Genomic DNA, 16,318 nt, shown 5'->3' on the forward strand with positions numbered 1-16,318 from the left:
TGACTCCAGTGTGTTTGCTTATCCAGCTCACGCATTTGTTCAAAACCTTTTTGAATTTCGTTGTAATAAAATTCAATGTTTGCTGCTGCTTTCCAATGCCTGCTACTTCGCACTCCTGCTCCTGTTTCAGCCATTTCCAACTTAACTAATTCCGCTCGTTCTTTTGATTTTTTGTCTTTCTGAATCTTCATCATGATTTTCTTGAGGATGATATCACTGTATTGTGTAATGAGATCCATTATTTCTCCTCCACATACCTAAATTGTCGTCCTTTTGAATCAATCCATAAGCTCCTAGCTCTATCCCAGATAATGTTTTTGCTTAATCCAGTAATTTCAGATAACTGTTCAGCTGTACCCGTTACTAGAATTCGATCACCATGCCAGATTGCAATTTTTCTCGGCGTTTTCCGTTTAGACTTTTCAGTCCACATTGATTTGCCGAGCTTTTGGACTTCTGCAACTATTTCTTTGTCTTCTTGCCAATTCTCAGAATGTGTCAGTTCGATGATTCGTTTCATTGCTGCTTTCTTATCCACGCTCATTCCTCCAATCTACGAATTTCCCTTCTTAAATTCTCTATGTGCAAATCGATTGCCTTTCTAGCCGTTTCATTGACCATCACTGCCTTTGTTCGCTCCAGATCGTCAATCTCACGCTGAAGGCTTCGAATACGCATTTGAATCACTTCTTCTGTTGTCATGATGGACCACCTCGTTAAAAACGCTCTTCCTTGAACGTATTCCGATATTTTTTGGCTAATATCAACGGCACTTGATATTGATGACAGAACAACTTTGCCTTGATCTTAAAGTCTTTTGTCTGCATTCCTTTGACATCTACGACTTTGACAAGTTTGCCGTTTTTATAAAATGTGAAGTCAGGAATATACTCGATCTTGCGATACTTCTTTCCGTCTAGTTCAAATTTCGGCATCAGCTCAAATCTTTCCTGAAGTTTTACTTTCCAGCCATTCGCTTCAGCTTGCCACAAGGCTAGATCGTAATACTCTGCTTCCGCGATAGAATCAAACTTGATACCTCGATGAACAGTTTTTTTATTACGGTATTTATTCATGCGATACTACCTTTCACTGGTTTTATGCGCTTGTCTGCTGTTTGTTGGAATTTCAGCGCATAACCTTCTGAATTCTTAAATATCCTAGAAACAATTCTTTCGCCGTAGGCTTCTCTTAGTTCAGGACCAGATAAGTTTGTTGTGATGATCGTTGCCTTGTTCTGTCTGGCTTCTAAGAGCGTGTTTAACGTGTTGTTTGTAAACTGCCTACTATTTGATACCCCGCTACCTAATTCAGCTCCAATATCGTCAAAAACCACCAAATCAGTTGTTTTGATATCGGCTATAAGCGATCCTTCAATTTCTTTTCTCAGTTCAGCATTGTTATAAGAAAACTTTATTTGCTCTAATAACTCTTGATAGCTTATAAAAAGTATTTTCTTGTCATAATTTGAGCGCTCAAGTATTTCCCAAGCTGTCGCCATTGACAAGTGGCTTTTTCCGCTTCCTGATTTCCCTGATAGAATGAAATGTGCAGGATGGTTCAGTAGGACATCATTTACATAGCTTTTAGCTCTTTCTAAAGCAATTTTCGTTTCTTGGTCCACTACGTGATAATTCTCCATTTTGCATTTAAACAAAGTTTTATCTGTTAATACCGAACCATTTTGAAAAAAACTCAAAGCTCGTGCTTTTAAGCTGTCGTTATATATCCTTTCGGTCTGTATATCCTCTTTCACACGTAACGCTTTATAACCACAACTCATGCATGTTGGTTTACAACGTTCTGAACCATCCTTATTTTTAGCTCGCCAACTATACAAAGGTTCGCTACATTCTGGACATTTTCCGCTTTGCACTAATACTCTTCTTATTAGTTTCTCCATAGCATTTGCTAGGCTTTCCATGTGATGCATCTCCTTTTTAAATTGGCAAGTCGTCATATTCACTAGGATTGCTGTACTGTAGTTTTTGACTTTGCTTTTTATGATTTTTCTTGTCTGCTTTGATTTCGAATTTGAGCTTCTCAAATTTTTCTCTCAATTTCTTAGCACTTCTAATATTTCCAAACCAAAATTCATTTGTAGGTAGCCAATTGATCACATACTCAATCGCTTCTATAGACGCTTTGTCTCTTTCTTCAATCAACCTGATTGTGTCTGCCCATTTTTCGATATCTACTTTATTCATTTCTTTTGGAAAATCTTCAGTTAAATTACTTTGCAATTTTTTAGCAAGGCGTAAGTGTTCGTCAGAATACTTACCTTTCTTTTCTTCTTTATCTATATCTTTATCTTCTTCTATATCTTTATCTGTACCGTCACGTGACGTCACGCTAACGTCATTTTCCAATTTGAGACGTTCCTGTCTCTTTCTTTCCCTGTATTTACGGTTTCTTTCAGCATTTTTTAGCCTTACTTTATCCATACCCTCGATATTTTGATGTTTTTCCCAATTACTGATGGCAATTAGTCCATCACTGCTTAGATCAATCATGTTGAAATTTGCCAATGTAGTTAGCGCTAAGCGAACCGTATTTACGTTTTTGCCAAACAATGTAGCAAGCATTTCTTCGGTATAAGGCATGTTCCTCTGGATATATATCAGACCATCGTCGTTAGTCTTTCCTGCTAAAACTAGTAATCGAATCCATATAACGATGATGGCATCCGACTCAGGAACAGCTTGAATTAATCGTATTTTTTCATCGTCAAACATAGTAGTTTTAAGTTTGATCCAACTTATCTCAGCCAAATTTATCCTCCTATTCTTAACTTTTTAATCGTTTCATGACTTAACTTGATTCCTTTGATTTGATATTTATTTTTGAAATTGATCACACCTATTTTGTGTTTCTCTGTGTGATGGATTCTGCAGAGTGCTGCAAATGTGTACTCTAAATGATCAACTTCTTTGCGCTTTCGTCTTCCTAGCGCTTTGTCAAAGTGATCGATGTCAGCTCCTGTTTTGCCACAGATGCAGCAGACTCTTTTTGTAATGCATTTGTAGAAGTAATATTCTTGATTCGCTGGTAAAATCTCATAGCCTTCTTTGAAAGGAATATGATGTTCAAAGATGAAATCTAAGATGATATTTGCTAAGACATTAGCATCACTCACAGTTGTATTCGATTCGTCTTTGAGGCTTATTTTGCGTCCTGTGACGCCTTCAAAACGGAAGTAGAAGAATTCCTTCCAGAAGTCCGTTGGCATGCCTGTATCGATGAAAATATCGCCTATGAGTGCATAGATGAAGTTTCGTTGCTGCACAGTGAACCGACGTGGATCAATAAATCGAACTTCAATAATCCGATCACCATCATATCCGTCGTACATCCTCTTCAAACGTTCGATGTTCACTTCTTCATTAATAGTTGCACCTATGTCTTTTCCTTTGAACTTTTTCAGAACCGCTGAATATGAATCGATTAATGGTTTAAACACTCATATCACTTCTTATCTAATTCTTTTCTCTTAGCTGCTATTGCTCGCTCCATCAAGGCACATTGCTCATAGCTTAACTGTTCAATAGTTTCAACGTTATCAGCTAAGAGCCCTAATTTATCTGTCTGCTCATTAACATATTCAATTAAGGTTTTGGTCATATCTTTACCCATCTGCTCATTGAAAGCTTCTAGAATCGTCTCTAGCATATTTAATTTCTTTGTATCGATTCTAGGTGGTGTTGGAATATCTTCCCCTTGAAATACATATAATCCCAGTCCGTGTAGAGCCAATGCTTTCACAAAGCATCGCTTCAATGAGTTATTGATTTGCATTGCATTTGGTTTAACAACTGGTTGGTTTCGATAATCTAAAACAGGAAATAATTCGGTTTCCGTGTGTCCTTTAACCGTTACTGAGACAGATACATAAGTCCCAGTTTCATCCATAAGAAAAGGTTTATATTCCTCAACAAGAAAGTCTTGATGAGTTCCAGAAACAACCCTGTAGTGTTTATACTCATTAATAGTTACCGTTGCCTGTGGATCATTCTTTTTCATAATCTCCCACGCGTGAGCCCAAGATAAATAATCAAAATTTCCTTTTTTCTTGAGTATTTTATTTAACTTGCGACTAAAAAGTTTTTCAAAATTCGTTGTCCCTTTGTTTTCACTCATCAAATTCTGCCTCCATTTCAGCAATGTATTTCTTACCTGATCCGTAATAAGAGATATCAATCAAGTTATCTCTGTCGTACTCCTCTAGCGCATCAATCAAGCCATCTTCGATGACATAGATATATTCAGGTTTTCTGGACCGCTTCGATAAATGGATAAGATAGACATGATCCCAAATACTCACAAAATTGCCCAAATCGTCTTGATCACATGCTAGTTCTTCATTCGTCAAAAGATTTCGTCTGATTTTTCGATTATTTGTTTCCTCGACATTCGATTTGCCCCAACTAGGATCAGTCAAATATTGATCTAGAGTGGAAAGTTCATTTTCCATGTGGTAACATCTCCTTAGATGTATTTTCTTTGTGACTCATTGCTTTGGTCGGCTGAGTCACTTTTTTATTTGTTGCCATGCTTTTTGCTTATCAATATGTTGTTGGCTTAGGATGCTTGGTTTATTGTGTCTCCACCAGCGATTAGCAATTACCGTCCCTATTCTTAGCGCTTCAGCCCTATTCATTTTCATCACCGAAAAGTCTTTGTTGTCTGTTCAGTTGATCGATTTCCATACGGATCGCAGTTTCTGGTAACCACATTTCAATAAATGAAACAGCATCATCGAATCTCTTACGAGGTAACTCGCCATATCTTGGGATTGAAAAGGTACGTTTAAATTCAGACCAAAATTTTGAGAATACTTTTTTGCTGATTTCTTCATAAGCTCGGCTTTCTTTTCCCCCTAGAACTTCCATAACTTTCATATTTCCTTTTTGCTTAATTTCAAACTCTTGTTGTCCGCTAATTCGCATAGTATCTTTAAGCATGGAAACATCTTTTTTAACATCTTTCATTTCTTCTAATTGATAGATCATCATGTCTTCAATTGTTTGAGGAACAGTATTCTTCCGAATAACATCTTCCATTTCGTTGAAAGCTTCAATAAATTTTAGTTTGAAATTTATTGCTTTACTTCCAGTGAATCCCATAGCTAGCAAGGAAAATCCATCTCTATTCATGAAATAAACTCTCCGACTTCTTCCGTATGAGTCTGGCTCGTTCCCTTCCACAAACATCTGTCCAAAATTGGACCCATCTTCAACATTGGCCGAATTTTCGACCGATCTTTTTATTGATTCGATTGCTTCTAGCACATGCTTGTGTTTCTTTTCAAAGCTGTCTGCGACTTGTAAGCTCGTAGTCACAGCTTCTTTATTTTTCAAAATTACTAATTCTTGCATTATTTCTTCTCTCCTTTTTGATATAATGGTTTAAAAACTGGATGGTGAAAAAATGAGTTTCGATAACACGATCACAATTTCGATTATCCTAGCTTTAGTAGCTCTTATATCCCCTTGGATTACAGCGGTTATAAATAATAAGCATGCTGAATCGATGAAGGATAAAGAAATTGAATTACAAAAACACGATTCAAAAACCCAAACAATACAAACAACTTTCTCAACATTTCTCAACAATGTGGGTATTTGTATTGGTAGTAACACTGATAAAAATATATCTGCTGTAAAAGCATCAGGTTATGCAGTCCTGCCATATATTCAAAATGAAGATATAGAGGTTATGAAAATTTTCTTAAGCCGTTTTGGTTACGGCAACACTAATGCAGAACAAAAATCTCTTGAAACTTATTTGATTGACAAAGTATTACCTATTTTGAATAAATCATTAGAAAAATTGTAAGCATTAGACATACTAGAACCGCATAGGATGTATACCAGTATTCGCCGCGTTTTCTCATGTAGTTATTTCCTAAAACGGCCACGAGATAAACACCTAATAAACAGAACCACACTTTAGTCAGCCCCCTCGGTTGGCTTTTTCGCTCTGTACTCAGCTTCATCTAACCCTGCGAACATCCAAACGAGGTAGACAATTACCCCGATCAAAGCTTGTTTGCTTCCCCAGACACTCAGCAGATAAATAATGATTGGTGCACTGAATACGATTGTTGTATTTAGTTTGTCCATAAATTTCCCTTCTTTGCTGTCATTATTTCCGAACACTTACCCGATATTTTATTGTGCTAGAACCCATGCTCTACATTTTTCTTTGTCGTAAAATTTTTGATCGCCTATACGCCCGAATGGAAGTCCTTTATCTTCCCACTTACGAATAGTTGCAGTTGATACTCCGAAGTATTTCGCTATCTCTATTTGCTTTAATACACGTTTATCAACTGAGGCATCTCTTCTTGCTTTTGCAATTTCATCAGTTATAATTTCATGAATGTAGCTACGAAGTGCTGCCTCATTTTCAGGCGTTAAGATTACTTCCATAATCCTGAACCTCCTATCGAATTTTATTTTTCTTTCCAAACTCCATTCCAAAAACTCATGCAATTCTCTGCCGTTTACTAACTGCTCATTCTCCTCATTTGTTGTTACTTTGATTAGTTATTTCATTCGTTTTCCTCCTCTACAATTCGTACATAGTAATAATCGAATCTATAATTCTGTTTGCTTCTGCAGAAGTCTTTTTACCGTTTAAAATTAAAGATAAGTAGCTTTTGCTAATTTCAAATCTTTCAGCAAGCATGGTGTAAGTTAAGAAATTCGAACTTTCGACATATTCTTTGATTTTTTCTCTATCTCGTTGAGTGATTTCTGCAATGTCAGTCATACTAAAACTCCTTTCTAACCAATTTCCTCTAAATCCATTTGAGGGTAATAGCCCTCTGCGATTAATAAGTTGTAAATAAACACTCGCCCTTTCTGTGTCCATTTGGTATTCATTACAACTTTAGTGCCGCCATCGGCTTTAGGTATCTCACTTGTGTGCGATTTTGTGTATCCTTGGTTCATATGTTTTCGGTAAAGTATCCATTGTCCGCTAACTTTATGTTGAACACCTAACTCGTTTAGCAATTTGTTTAGAGCAATTGCCGACATTCCGTAATCAGCTGCAATTTGAGAAGTAGCTACCGTATCTGTCGATGAAAGAATCGTATCTAAGTAGCTAATCTTTGGTTCGTACTCGGCAATTTGTTGTTCGAGTAATTGGTTCTTTTCTTCTAAATCTGCTGCTAAACGCAATGCTTGTGCAAAACTTTGAGGTACATTTGAATAGCTACCTGTTTTTCTGATTGTCGGAAGGACTTCTTCCATTACCCAAGCTTCGAATTTTTCCGCACTAGGTAAATTTGATTTGATAATCAAGCGGTAAACATCTGATTCTGGAATAACTTTGAACTTTTGACGACGACCTAACGAATCGTTACCCCATGTTTCAATTGATTTTTTACAATGATCATTGGTGGCTTTACTGGGATTTTTGTATCCCAAAGTTTTGGCAACATCGTTTGCTACAAAATACGGAATATCATTTTCCAAAAACGTTCGAACTTCGTTGTGTTCAAAACTAAAAATTTGTGGTGTGTTCATATTTCTCATTCCTTTCTTTGATATAATTTACTTGTGAAAGCGAGGTGAAATTATGGATTGGTCTGTAATAACTACATCTTTAATAACGGCTTGTATTCCTTCAGCGTTTGCCTATTTGACTGCCACTATCCAATCCAAAAACAAACTTAAAGAAGTTGAATCTCAATTCAAAAATGAGATATACAAGCTAGATAAACAACACGAACACCAAATCGAATTGCTAACTGTTCAATTTAATCAAGAAAACCAAAAAAGTGAAAAAGATATTATTAATGACATTGCTGCTGGTGTGATTACTGGGAAATACGATATGAGTCAACTTCTTAATGTTAGCCAGGAGGCAGAAAAACTATCAAAGTTTAGCAACCAAAACAAGAGCTAATGAACAATTCTTTATTGATTCACTAACAACTGCTAGAATTACAGGATTATCCATTGTAACTTCAGTAGGAATACTTGCTAGCATGTCCAAATGATTAGAAAGTATTCCTATTGCCTTTTGTTTAGCCTCTTCTGTTTCATACATTTCATTCTTTTCTCCTTTCATATCTATATTCGTAAACAAATTTAACAACTATTTTATAAACTTAATTGACAAGCTCTGACAATTTGTCTATAATCAAGACATAGTTAAATAAGACTAAAAAATATTGATTTACAGCTTTCTTGGCGGACAGCTCATTTTAAATCAGGCGTATTTTTGTTGTCTTTTTAGTTGTTAAACTCGTTTACAAAATTTATTATAGCCATTCTGTCAAAATAAGTCAATAATTTTTAGACAGTTTGTCAAAATATTTTTTGTAGGCATTCAGAAAGGTTGATTTATCAATGAATACTTACGAAATAATAAAAGAATTGGCTAAATCAAAAAAAATTTCGATAAGTGAATTAGAAAGAGTATTAGGTGTTTCAAATGGATTCCTTGTAAAATGGAAAACTAGAAAACCTAACCCTATAGTTTTAGAAGAAATCGCTGACTATTTCAATGTCTCTGTAGACTACCTACTAGGACGCACTGAGAAAAAAAGGTACTACGATTTAACGGAAAAAGATGAGCGTGATATTCAAAAAGAATTACAATCTTTAATCGACGATTTATCTAATGCTGATGGAATGGCTTTTTCGAAGAAGGATGGTGAAATGAGCGAATCTACACGTGAAGCTCTCATTATTTCTTTAGAGAATGCATTGCGGATATCTAAGATAGAAGCTAAGAAAAAATATACACCTAAAAAATATCGCGATTAAAAGGGGTGCGATGTTTATGTATTTACCTCAAATTGATAAAAAAATTAATAAACTGGTAAAACTATATCAAACACGTAATCCTTTTAGAATTGCACGAGAATTGAAGATACTAGTGTTGGAAGAAGAATTAGGAGAAATTTATGGTTACTATAGTAAATTAAAACAAATAAAAATGATCCACATAAATTCTAGTTTAGATGAAATGGGAAAATGGATAACTTGTAGTCATGAATTAGGCCACTGCGTTTTACATTCAAATGAAAACACGCCTATGTTGTCTAAAAAAACACTAGTATCTGAATTGAAAATTGAAAAAGAGGCAAACTATTTTGCAACTCATCTGACTATTGATCCAACGATAGACGGATTCGATCATATGACAAAACATGAAAAGCTCGTCTGCTTTGGATTACCAGATGAGTTTGATAGATTTTTATAATTCTTACTATAAGGAGAATTTTATATGAAAATTGGACCACGAAAACCAAGTATAAAAAAATCTATTAGCGCTAGAACTACTGGAAAGGCAAAAAGAACTGTGAAAAAATCAGTGATTCCTGGTTACGGTAAAAAAGGCACTGGATGGATAAAAAATCCAAAGAAAGCAGCGTATAACAAAGTATATAAGAAAACCACCTTCAGTTTTTGGGATTTATTCAAATAAAAAAAGCCCGTGCTGGCACACGGACAAATGACCTTACTTCTAAGATCGTACACAAAAATCATATCATAGAAGCGAGGAATTAAAAATGAAAAATTCATATTTTGATGGAGGATTACTTACTTATATTGGTACGGCAATTTTAGCAGGATTAATCACAGTTTGTACGCTGGGTATCTGTGCTCCGTGGGGAATTTGTTTATTGTATAACTGGAAAATAAAACACACTGTTATAAATGGACAAAGATTATATTTCGATGGAACTGCAATGCAATTATTTGGTAATTGGATAAAATGGCTTCTTTTAACAATTATAACAGTTGGGATATATAGTTTCTGGTTAAATATTAAATTAGAACAATGGAAAGTTAAACATACTCACTTAATAAGCTAAACGCATAATTATATTACTGCAATACAAAAACACGCCCCACCGACCAAAGTAGAAGCGTGTTCTAAGAAAAAACAAACCTACACAATAGGCTTCTTTATAGTGCCTATTGTATCAGAGAAAGAGAGTAGATTCAATTATGGCAAGATTTGTCAAACGTGGAAATAGTTGGCAATACGAAATTTCATACAAAAAAGATGACGGAAAATACACGAAGATAAGAAAATCAGGATTCAAGACAAAAGGCGAAGCAAAAGATGCCGCCAACGAATTAGAATATAACCTAAACAAAGGCCTTAAAGGGGATCGCAAAAATCTATTATTATCAGATTACTTTGAGGATTGGATGCAACTTTATAAAGAAGGAACAGTATCTCCTATCACTTATAGAAAATACGAAGATACGTTAATGAACATAAAGAAATATATGCCAGCGGTATTGATTTCTGATTTAGATAGAGTTGGATATCAACGCTTTTTAAATAAGTATGCGAAAGACCATGTAAAATCCACCGTTATTAAGTTTAATAACCATATTAGAGCATCGTTGAAAGATGCCGTAGAAGAAGGATTAATTCCGTTTGATCCAACTAGAAAAGCAGTAATCAAAGGAAAAGATTCATTGAAGCCAAAAGAAGATAAATATTTAGATTATGATCAATTTAAATCTTTAATGAAACTCGTAGAAGAAAACCTTTCTGCACAGTACTCTTCTCCTATGCTCGTGTTAGTTGCTGGTGCTACTGGAATGCGATTTGCTGAACTTCTAGGATTAACATGGGAAGATATCGATTTCGAAGATCAAATCATCACTATTAATAAAACATGGAATTATAAATTAAATGAATGGGGAAAAACAAAAAACGAGACTTCAAATCGGAAAATTTCAATTGATAAACATACGATTGATCTCTTAAAAAAGTTTAAAATCAATCAAAAAGAATTATTCGAGAATTTTGAAATCAAAAACCCTCATAATTTTGTTTTTTTCAACTTAAAAAATGGATTAGTTTCATCAAACGCCGTCAGCAAATATTTGCGCAAAAAATTAAAAAAAATAGGGATTGAAAAGCAATTTACTTTGCATGGACTAAGGCATACACATGCATCTATTTTACTTTATCAAGGAGTAAATATACTTAGCGTATCGAAACGTTTAGGACATAGCAGTTTAGAAACCACAATGTCTACTTACCTTCATATTGTTCGAGAGCTTGAAGATCAGGATAAAGAAAAAATCAATGCTGTGTTCGATAGTGTATATAAAAATGATAACTAGTTTGGCACATTTTTGGCACAAATATAAAATAAACCCCAGTACCACAATGGATACAGGGGTTATTTATACGTTCCTGACTGGGATCGAACCAGCGACCTATCGCTTAGGAGGCGATCGCTCTATCCTACTGAGCTACAGGAACAAAAACTCAATACTATCATTTTAGCTTGTTTATATGCCACATGCAAGCTTCTATTCTAAAATCTCTTGGTTTTAACGAGGCAAAACGTTTCCAAGACAGACCCTGTAATGATAAAATGTACTTATAAATTTAGGTGATAGAGGAGGTTTTTTTATGAATGACAAACCAAAAGAAAAAGTTTATGCTGAACGTTTTGATGCATCGAAGAAAGAACGAGAAGAACTTTCAAAAAAGGCAATCGATCAGCATGAAAAAAACAAACCTCAGAAAAAAGAGAGTCGAAAGTTTAAATTTACCAAAAAAGACGATTTATTATAAAATTGAAAAAACTGCGTGGGACAAAAGTAAGAAACACTTTTGTCCCATTCTTTAAAAACGAATAAATGGCGGGAGCAGAAGCAATTCCTTCGGAAAATAAGCCGAAATTCACAAAAATTTGAAAAGCAATTTTCGTGAATTTCTTCTTATTTCTCGGAGTTAAACACTTCTGTCCCAGCCTCTTTATCCCAACATATCCTCTTTACTTAAAAATAATCATTTAAAATCGGCTGTTGCTGAGGAAAAAGCAAGTTCAATGCAGCGATCGATTCACTAATCTTGATTTTATCATAAAAAACCAATTCATCTAACTTACGATAAGCCATCAATAGCTGAGTCATATGCTGGATGTTTCCACTGATGGTGGGCAAATCAGTTCGCTCGACTTTTTTTAGCTGATTTTTCCCATCAACGATATGGATCTCAAATATTCCTTCATTCCATTTTGCATACTCATCTTCGACGATCTTCACAGCAAATGCCGTATTTTTTCCATTGAAGGGGTACGACTCTAAGAAACGTTCTATGTCAACGATCCGTCCCATCATGTATGGTGCCACAGTCATTTTAGCAAATGGATTTTGCAATAAATAATTTTGACTATTGCCTGAATATCCGCAAGCATACTCAAATGATTCAAACGCCCCACTATGTGAACCGACAAATCGAACAAGTGCCTTAAAAGCCTCATGTGTCAAGTAGCCCCATTCTACTATCTTGAACGTTGGTGCTGTTAATTGATATACAACATACCCTTTTGCTTGACCCGTTTCATCATAATACAAGGCGTAATGATTTTCTTTTCTGATTTTAAACTTATAGTTGTACCACCATGCTTCTCTTTTCAACCCGCCCCGACTATTCTCAGGCATTTGTGAATAGATGGTATCCATTGCTTCTTTCGCTTGATCGAATGACAGACGTTTCATTTTTCCTGAAGTCTTTTTCACATTTGGTATGTCTCTGCTATCTAGTTGATAGTTTGCTTGATCAAATACCTGCTCATAACCATAACGACGATAAAACGGATATGAGAATGGCGCTAGATAGGACAGGCTGACCTTTCTTTCACGACAGTCTTTGAGGATTTTTTCCATGATTTGATTGATCCCGCCTTGTCCTCTTGCTTCGGGATAAGAAGCAACGTAACCGATTCCTGCCATCAAATATTCTTTCCCATGAAATTCAACAGGAAAAGGGGTAGCCATTACTTGACTGGTTAATTGATCGTCCTGATCAAAAAAGCCATAATTCCATGAATGTTCAGCAAGCATTCGGAATTTTTCTCTTCTTTCTACCGTATCCTTTGCATTGAATGCATAAATCGCTAGATCACACATTTCATCGACATAATCAAGTCCTACTTCTTTCACATCATTTGCCATCATTATTACCCCTTCCATCAACACAACAAAATTGTGACAAGACTCGTTCAATAATAATCAGTTTAGTAAACAATATCATTTAAATAAACTTTTTTATTATTTCCCCATCGTCTTTGCCACAACCTTTGACTCTTCAAATTATTTTATAGTTTTTTGCTCTGTTGCTCTTGAGCAAAAGCTTAGTAAGTTTCTTCAATCATCACTAACATTTTTTTGAAACGACGTTTTTTGAAATACATCAATAATGTTCCTAAAATCATATCATTCAATTTTTGTAGCATTCCATGAGATTCCATCTGTTCTGTGTAATGCACTTCACAGGAAGAATCATCTATAGGCTTGATTTGGTAATGGACAACAAAATCATTTTTTGTTGTTGACGTACGAAATTTATAGGACTGGTTTTCAATGAGCTCTTCGATTTTGATACGAGCACGGTTATTTTGCGAAAATTGCTTCACGTATTCCAAATTTTTTAACTGTTTACGAGTCACTGATTTTCCAGTCGCTTTACGTACATCAAAAAGGACAGAGTCCATAACTTTATCGTAGAAAAACGATGCCGGAATATTTAATTTTTTTACAATTTCCATTAGTTATTTTTCCCCTTTGCTTCTTCTCTTTTTTTCCCTTTCAAAAAGAAATATATACCTAAACCTGCCAGAAAAAGTCCAGTGACCATACTGTATAGATCATATTTTTGTGAACCAGGATTTAAACTATATAATACGATCAGTGAACCAACACTACATAAGAATAAACCGTTTTTTATCATTTTGAACCCATCCTATCTTTCAGCCACGAAGACTAAACAGCTGTTGCTTGAAAATATAAAACAGTGCCCCATGGTTGTGCTTTAATCAATTCTTTCGCCTTTTTAGCAGCTGCTTCTGTATCTTCAGCTGTTGTTTCGAATAATAATTTGATTCCTTGTTTTTCTTTAAATGTAAAAGAGATACCCTCTTCGTTGTATCCTTCTAATAACTCTTTGATAGCGTCTTGTTGCATTGCACTTGCAATTGAGATCATACTTTTTTCCCCCTACATTGATAAGTGAGCAGAAGCAGGAAATGCTTCTGCTCCACTAAATTTTTAATTTTCGCCTGCTGCAGGGTCCATTTTATTTGCAGAGATAACGAATGGAGCCCAGATCAGGAAGGTGACGACCATACATACGAGTGTAACGATTGGCGCACGCCAGTCTGCCCCGGTTGCTAGGAACGATAGCAGGAATGGCGGAACAACCCACGTGACTTGTTGAGAAACAGGTGCGACTAATCCCAGATAAGTTGCCACCCAACCAATTGCAGTTGCGACAACAGGGGCAACTAAGAATGGGATGAACATGATCGCATTCAAGACGATTGGTAACCCAAACATCACTGGTTCATTGATATTGAAGATACCGGGTCCAATGGATAGTTTTGCTACTGTTAAGTAGTCTGCACGTTTTGAGAATAATAAAATGGCGATCAAGAGAACGATTGTACCACCTGATCCACCGAACCAAGCAAAGGCATCAAATGATCCACGAACCCACATATACGCTTTTCCATCTTCAATTGCATCCAACACTGCTGGAGTACCTGTTTTTCCATTGTACCCTTTTTGGAAAATATCGATATTGATCAGTTGCGCTTGTCCCCAAATTCCTTCTAGAACTGGTGCCAAAACGTTTGGTCCATGGATACCGAAGAACCAGAAAATTTGCACGAAAACTGTGACGATTAATACTGCGCCGATCCCTTGTGATAGACCCAAGAACGGTTCAGCGATATATTTTTGGACCAAATCAATAATCAATTGGCCATCTGCCAAGCGACCAACGATATAGTTAATAATTGCAATGACATACAAAGCAATCGTTGCTGGTAAAATTGCTGCAAAAGCTTTTGATACTGCTGGCGGAACTGAATCCGGCATTTTGATCGTGATATTTGCCAACATTAATTTACAGAAAATAATTACTGAGATAGCACCCATGATCATGACTGTAAAATAAGCATTACCATTCAAATGATCAAGTTTCAACCAACCCCAAAGACCGACAGATAACGTACCATCTGCGATCGTAGCACCTAATTCTGTTCCATTGATCGCATCTGCTACATTTTTTGGAACATCGACATTCAACGCAGCTGATAAAGCTGGTCCAAAAGAAATTCCTTGAATAAGCGTAGCTAAACCAACGATACCACCTGCTAAATCATTCACCCCATAGGCTCTTGCTAAATTATAGCCCCATGAGAAAGCGAAGATCAGACCTGCAATGGCTAATGTACCATTCCAAACAAAACCATTGATACCAATAATAACATTCAATACTGCGAAAATTCCTTTATCAGCTGCTAAGCTATCCGCATAAGTGCTGACAAATTGCTGTGGTAAATCTCGAATAATTGCGTTGATCATTACAGCGACTGATCCAGCCATCGTTGCCGGTAACGTACCAATAAATGCGTCACGCAAAGCAACTAAGTGTTTCTGCGCACCGATTTTTGCGGCAACCGGAAGGATGTATTTCTCCATCCAACTTGTTAATCCGTTCATTTTTTATTTCCTCCTATAAGTTAGTTATATAAAGAATAGTCTCCTTATACCAAATTAAAAAATCCGTTCAAAAATTTTTTTCTTCTTCCGTTCAAAAAAGAAGTTTTTGTTCTAAGAGATAGTGCTTATTCTACTTCGAGTCGGCGATACAGATCAACGATTTCCTCGGCTAGATCTGTAAAAGCAATCGATGTCATTAAATGGTCTTGACTGTGTACGGTCAATAATGTCACTTGCATATGGTTTCCTTGTGCTTCTTGTGTCAACATTTGCGTTTGCGAATGATGTGCTTGTACAAGTGATTCTTTTGCATCTGTGAGTTTCTGTTCAGCTAATTCAAAATTGCCTTTTTTAGCTTCAGTAATCGCTTCCATTGCGTCACTTTTGGCATTGCCACCAAACATGATCAAACCCATGATGGCTTCAAGGTTTTGTTGATCTTCCACTTCGCTACCTCCAATTGAATTGTAATTACTTCATCAATTTTTCTGCTTGTTCTAATACTTTTGCACCATTCATCATTCCATAATCTTGCATATTGATCACATCTAAAGGAATCCCTTTTGGTGCAAGTTTTTGCTCAAACTGAGCTTTCATAAAACGAACTTGCGGTCCTAATAACATGACATCTACGTTTTTAGATTCAAGATTGTTATCCGCATCTGAAGCCGAAACAGCAAAAATATCTGCTTCCATTCCTTTTTCTTCTGCTGCTTTTTGCATTTTTGTTACTAATAAACTGGTACTCATTCCTGCAGAGCATACTAACATAATCGTTTTTTTCGCCATTTGTTCCACTCCCTTTATTT

Annotated in this window: 30 protein-coding genes and 1 tRNA gene; 8 read left to right on the forward strand and 23 right to left on the reverse strand. The window is 35.8% G+C overall.

Annotation, left to right across the window (positions count from 1 at the left end):
* From DVW83_RS06020 to DVW83_RS06065, 10 genes are all read right to left on the reverse strand, one after another.
* Positions 1-239 (reverse strand): DUF1140 family protein (locus DVW83_RS06020; RefSeq protein WP_137239127.1); only part of this gene is annotated, 239 nt, incomplete at its 3' end.
* On the reverse strand, positions 239-544 hold the full coding sequence (locus tag DVW83_RS06025) for a hypothetical protein (RefSeq protein ID WP_033613738.1): 306 nt from the start codon (positions 542-544) through the stop codon (positions 239-241). The genes DVW83_RS06025 and DVW83_RS06020, both read right to left, overlap by 1 nt.
* A complete protein-coding gene (locus DVW83_RS06030) occupies positions 541-702 on the reverse strand; it encodes a hypothetical protein (protein WP_002319167.1) in 162 nt (53 codons plus the stop codon). The genes DVW83_RS06025 and DVW83_RS06030 overlap by 4 nt, the downstream gene beginning before the upstream one ends.
* Positions 703-716: 14 nt before the next feature.
* On the reverse strand, positions 717-1,076 hold the full coding sequence (locus DVW83_RS06035; RefSeq protein WP_002321420.1) for a DUF1064 domain-containing protein: 360 nt from the start codon (positions 1,074-1,076) through the stop codon (positions 717-719).
* On the reverse strand, positions 1,073-1,924 hold the full coding sequence (locus DVW83_RS06040) for an ATP-binding protein (RefSeq protein ID WP_002323158.1): 852 nt from the start codon (positions 1,922-1,924) through the stop codon (positions 1,073-1,075). Before DVW83_RS06040 ends, DVW83_RS06035 begins: the two co-directional genes overlap by 4 nt.
* A gap of 16 nt (positions 1,925-1,940) precedes the next feature.
* A complete protein-coding gene (locus DVW83_RS06045) occupies positions 1,941-2,771 on the reverse strand; it encodes a phage replisome organizer N-terminal domain-containing protein (protein WP_010725688.1) in 831 nt (276 codons plus the stop codon).
* Positions 2,772-2,773: 2 nt separating this feature from the next.
* The gene (locus DVW83_RS06050; RefSeq protein WP_129154698.1) at positions 2,774-3,460 is read right to left on the reverse strand and encodes a putative HNHc nuclease; all 687 of its coding nucleotides are present in this window, start codon (positions 3,458-3,460) and stop codon (positions 2,774-2,776) included.
* Between the two features lie 5 nt (positions 3,461-3,465).
* Positions 3,466-4,137: a Sak single strand annealing protein gene (locus tag DVW83_RS06055; RefSeq protein ID WP_002323907.1), complete on the reverse strand. Its 672-nt coding sequence runs from the start codon at positions 4,135-4,137 to the stop codon at positions 3,466-3,468.
* On the reverse strand, positions 4,130-4,471 hold the full coding sequence (locus tag DVW83_RS06060; RefSeq protein ID WP_002323906.1) for a hypothetical protein: 342 nt from the start codon (positions 4,469-4,471) through the stop codon (positions 4,130-4,132). Before DVW83_RS06060 ends, DVW83_RS06055 begins: the two co-directional genes overlap by 8 nt.
* A gap of 178 nt (positions 4,472-4,649) precedes the next feature.
* A complete protein-coding gene (locus tag DVW83_RS06065) occupies positions 4,650-5,375 on the reverse strand; it encodes a Rha family transcriptional regulator (protein ID WP_002323905.1) in 726 nt (241 codons plus the stop codon).
* Positions 5,376-5,427: 52 nt separating this feature from the next.
* On the opposite strand from DVW83_RS06065, the gene DVW83_RS06070 reads away from it, so the two are divergent.
* Positions 5,428-5,835, forward strand: a complete 408-nt coding sequence (locus tag DVW83_RS06070; protein ID WP_002323904.1) for a hypothetical protein — start codon at positions 5,428-5,430, stop codon at positions 5,833-5,835.
* 113 nt (positions 5,836-5,948) lie between these two features.
* Here DVW83_RS06070 and DVW83_RS15205 read toward each other — a convergent pair whose 3' ends face one another.
* The 4 genes from DVW83_RS15205 to DVW83_RS06090 form a co-directional block, all read right to left on the reverse strand.
* Positions 5,949-6,122 (reverse strand): hypothetical protein, encoded by a 174-nt coding sequence (locus tag DVW83_RS15205; RefSeq protein WP_002323903.1) that lies wholly within the window; start codon positions 6,120-6,122, stop codon positions 5,949-5,951.
* Positions 6,123-6,170: 48 nt separating this feature from the next.
* Positions 6,171-6,431 carry a hypothetical protein gene (locus DVW83_RS06075; protein ID WP_002323902.1) on the reverse strand — a complete coding sequence of 87 codons (261 nt, stop codon included), beginning with the start codon at positions 6,429-6,431 and terminating at the stop codon, positions 6,171-6,173.
* A 139-nt stretch (positions 6,432-6,570) separates the two neighbouring features.
* Complete coding sequence (locus tag DVW83_RS06085; protein ID WP_137239129.1) at positions 6,571-6,774, reverse strand: hypothetical protein; 204 nt, start codon at positions 6,772-6,774, stop codon at positions 6,571-6,573.
* 14 nt (positions 6,775-6,788) lie between these two features.
* Entirely contained in the window at positions 6,789-7,535 is a 747-nt protein-coding gene (locus tag DVW83_RS06090; protein WP_137239131.1) for a phage antirepressor KilAC domain-containing protein, read from the reverse strand.
* A 52-nt stretch (positions 7,536-7,587) separates the two neighbouring features.
* Here DVW83_RS06090 and DVW83_RS06095 point away from each other — a divergent pair, with 52 nt between their 5' ends.
* Positions 7,588-7,917, forward strand: coding sequence for a hypothetical protein (locus DVW83_RS06095; protein ID WP_137239133.1), 330 nt, complete (start codon positions 7,588-7,590; stop codon positions 7,915-7,917).
* Here DVW83_RS06095 and DVW83_RS15060 read toward each other — a convergent pair.
* Positions 7,888-8,061 (reverse strand): hypothetical protein, encoded by a 174-nt coding sequence (locus DVW83_RS15060; protein ID WP_161569450.1) that lies wholly within the window; start codon positions 8,059-8,061, stop codon positions 7,888-7,890. The two genes, DVW83_RS06095 and DVW83_RS15060, sit on opposite strands and share 30 nt — an antisense overlap.
* Positions 8,062-8,363: 302 nt before the next feature.
* Here DVW83_RS15060 and DVW83_RS06100 point away from each other — a divergent pair, with 302 nt between their 5' ends.
* From DVW83_RS06100 to DVW83_RS06120, 5 genes are all read left to right on the forward strand, one after another.
* Entirely contained in the window at positions 8,364-8,783 is a 420-nt protein-coding gene (locus tag DVW83_RS06100; protein WP_104660624.1) for a helix-turn-helix domain-containing protein, read from the forward strand.
* Between the two features lie 16 nt (positions 8,784-8,799).
* Positions 8,800-9,222: an ImmA/IrrE family metallo-endopeptidase gene (locus tag DVW83_RS06105; protein WP_137239134.1), complete on the forward strand. Its 423-nt coding sequence runs from the start codon at positions 8,800-8,802 to the stop codon at positions 9,220-9,222.
* A 24-nt stretch (positions 9,223-9,246) separates the two neighbouring features.
* Positions 9,247-9,447 (forward strand): hypothetical protein, encoded by a 201-nt coding sequence (locus DVW83_RS06110; protein WP_104660626.1) that lies wholly within the window; start codon positions 9,247-9,249, stop codon positions 9,445-9,447.
* Between the two features lie 85 nt (positions 9,448-9,532).
* Entirely contained in the window at positions 9,533-9,838 is a 306-nt protein-coding gene (locus DVW83_RS06115; protein ID WP_104660627.1) for a DUF898 family protein, read from the forward strand.
* 136 nt (positions 9,839-9,974) lie between these two features.
* Positions 9,975-11,114, forward strand: coding sequence for a site-specific integrase (locus tag DVW83_RS06120; RefSeq protein ID WP_137239137.1), 1,140 nt, complete (start codon positions 9,975-9,977; stop codon positions 11,112-11,114).
* A gap of 68 nt (positions 11,115-11,182) precedes the next feature.
* Here DVW83_RS06120 and DVW83_RS06125 read toward each other — a convergent pair.
* Positions 11,183-11,256, reverse strand: a tRNA-Arg gene (locus tag DVW83_RS06125).
* Positions 11,257-11,409: 153 nt separating this feature from the next.
* On the opposite strand from DVW83_RS06125, the gene DVW83_RS15210 reads away from it, so the two are divergent.
* The gene (locus DVW83_RS15210) at positions 11,410-11,574 is read left to right on the forward strand and encodes a hypothetical protein (RefSeq protein WP_053108829.1); all 165 of its coding nucleotides are present in this window, start codon (positions 11,410-11,412) and stop codon (positions 11,572-11,574) included.
* A 206-nt stretch (positions 11,575-11,780) separates the two neighbouring features.
* On the opposite strand, the gene DVW83_RS06135 is transcribed toward DVW83_RS15210, so the two are convergent.
* The 7 genes from DVW83_RS06135 to DVW83_RS06165 form a co-directional block, all read right to left on the reverse strand.
* Complete coding sequence (locus tag DVW83_RS06135; protein WP_174784260.1) at positions 11,781-12,959, reverse strand: GNAT family N-acetyltransferase; 1,179 nt, start codon at positions 12,957-12,959, stop codon at positions 11,781-11,783.
* Between the two features lie 179 nt (positions 12,960-13,138).
* Positions 13,139-13,552, reverse strand: coding sequence for a DUF3284 domain-containing protein (locus DVW83_RS06140; RefSeq protein ID WP_081133881.1), 414 nt, complete (start codon positions 13,550-13,552; stop codon positions 13,139-13,141).
* The gene (locus DVW83_RS06145) at positions 13,552-13,734 is read right to left on the reverse strand and encodes a DUF3188 domain-containing protein (protein WP_005881007.1); all 183 of its coding nucleotides are present in this window, start codon (positions 13,732-13,734) and stop codon (positions 13,552-13,554) included. The genes DVW83_RS06140 and DVW83_RS06145 overlap by 1 nt, the downstream gene beginning before the upstream one ends.
* Before the next feature lie 32 nt (positions 13,735-13,766).
* Positions 13,767-13,988: a hypothetical protein gene (locus DVW83_RS06150; RefSeq protein WP_005881009.1), complete on the reverse strand. Its 222-nt coding sequence runs from the start codon at positions 13,986-13,988 to the stop codon at positions 13,767-13,769.
* A gap of 63 nt (positions 13,989-14,051) precedes the next feature.
* Positions 14,052-15,509, reverse strand: coding sequence for a PTS sugar transporter subunit IIC (locus tag DVW83_RS06155; protein WP_104660596.1), 1,458 nt, complete (start codon positions 15,507-15,509; stop codon positions 14,052-14,054).
* 125 nt (positions 15,510-15,634) lie between these two features.
* Entirely contained in the window at positions 15,635-15,955 is a 321-nt protein-coding gene (locus DVW83_RS06160; protein ID WP_123862282.1) for a PTS lactose/cellobiose transporter subunit IIA, read from the reverse strand.
* 25 nt (positions 15,956-15,980) lie between these two features.
* The gene (locus DVW83_RS06165) at positions 15,981-16,298 is read right to left on the reverse strand and encodes a PTS sugar transporter subunit IIB (protein ID WP_005881015.1); all 318 of its coding nucleotides are present in this window, start codon (positions 16,296-16,298) and stop codon (positions 15,981-15,983) included.
* Positions 16,299-16,318 lie beyond the last annotated feature (20 nt).

The organism is Enterococcus sp. VV15 (assembly GCF_005236045.1).
In the GTDB taxonomy this organism is placed as follows: Bacteria; Bacillota; Bacilli; order Lactobacillales; family Enterococcaceae; genus Enterococcus_B; species Enterococcus_B durans.